We start from the raw sequence: 1392 nt of genomic DNA on the forward strand, positions 1-1392 counted from the left end.
CTTTTGAACGAGGTCTTCGCGCATAATCGTCCCGGTGTCGGTCCGCGGGAGCGCGTCCTCGGTGATCGCGTACTCGCGCGGGCGCTTGAAGTCCGCGAGGCCGTCGTGTTGGAGGCAGTACTCGTCGAGGTCCGCCTCGGTGACCTCGACGCCTTCCTCGGCGACGACGACCGCCGTGACGACCTGTCCCCACTGTTCGTCGTCCAGACCGAAGACGCACGCCTCCGAGACGTCGGGGTGGTTCTCGAGCACGCGTTCGACCTCGGCGGGATAGATGTTCTCGCCGCCGCTGACGATCATGTTGTCGACGCGGTCCACGATGGTGAGGTAGTCGTCCTCGTCGATCCGGGCGACGTCACGGGTGCGGAGCCAGCCGTCGAAGTACGACTTCGCCGTTGCCTCCTCGTTGTCGATGTAGCCGTGGGACATCCCCGGACCGCGCGCGATGATCTCGCCGCGCTCGCCGGCGTCGACGGTCGCGTCGGGGTCGGGGTCCTCCGAGAGCGGCACGGACTCGACGACGCGGATCTCCCAGGTGAACGACTCCTTGCCGATGGACCCCGGGCGTCCCTCCTGTACGTCCGGGTGGGCGAACGTGAGGTTCGGCCCCGCCTCGGTCATCCCGTAGGTGTTGTACAGGTGTTCGCTGAGGTGGTCGTGGGTCTCCTCGACGAGCGATTCGGTGACGATCGCCCCGCCGGTCCGGATGTACGACAGCGAGTCGGTGTCGTAGGGGGTCGCGGCCTCGCGCTGGACGTCGTTGAGCGCGTTGAGCTGCGTGGGGACGGCGAGCAGCCCGCTCACGTCGTGGCCCTCGATGAGTTCGAGCGCCTCCTCGGGGTCGAACGCCGAGTGCAGCACGACGGTGGCGCCCGCGACGAAGTGCGGGTAGAGCCAGGCGTCGGTCGTCACCATGTGATACCACGGCGACGTACAGAGCGCGACGTCGGTCTCGTCGATGCCGTGTTCCATCACGCCTTGGACCGCCCCGTACCAGAGCTGCTCCTGATCGAACGGGACGGCCTTCGGGACGCTCGTCGTCCCGCTCGTGTACAGGATCCCGCACTCCTCGCCGGCCGGGTGCTCGGCGGCGGTCTCGGGCGACGCGTCCGCGAGGACCGCCTCGTAGGACTCGACGTCGTCGCGGTCGATCTCGCGGTCGCCGGCGTGGATCGCCGCGTCGAACGACCCGCGGTCGAGCAGTTCGAGCGCCTCCTCGGCGTTGGCGTCGTCGAAGACCAGCGCCGCCGCCCCCCCGGTGCTGGCCATATCGACCAGTTCGCCGACCGTCGCCCGATAGGAGAGCTGCACCGTCGCGAGCCCCCGTTCGTTCCCCGCCCACATCGATTCGATAGCCGCCACGTGATTGATCGCGAGGACGGCACAGCGTTC

The 1392-nt window shown here is 68.5% G+C and carries 1 protein-coding gene; it reads right to left on the reverse strand.

Annotated features, from left to right (window positions below; genetic code table 11):
• On the reverse strand, positions 1–1392 hold a 1392-nt coding region (locus ACT3HL_RS17580; protein WP_445088051.1), incomplete at both ends, for an AMP-binding protein.

This window comes from Halobellus sp. GM3 (assembly GCF_052545375.1).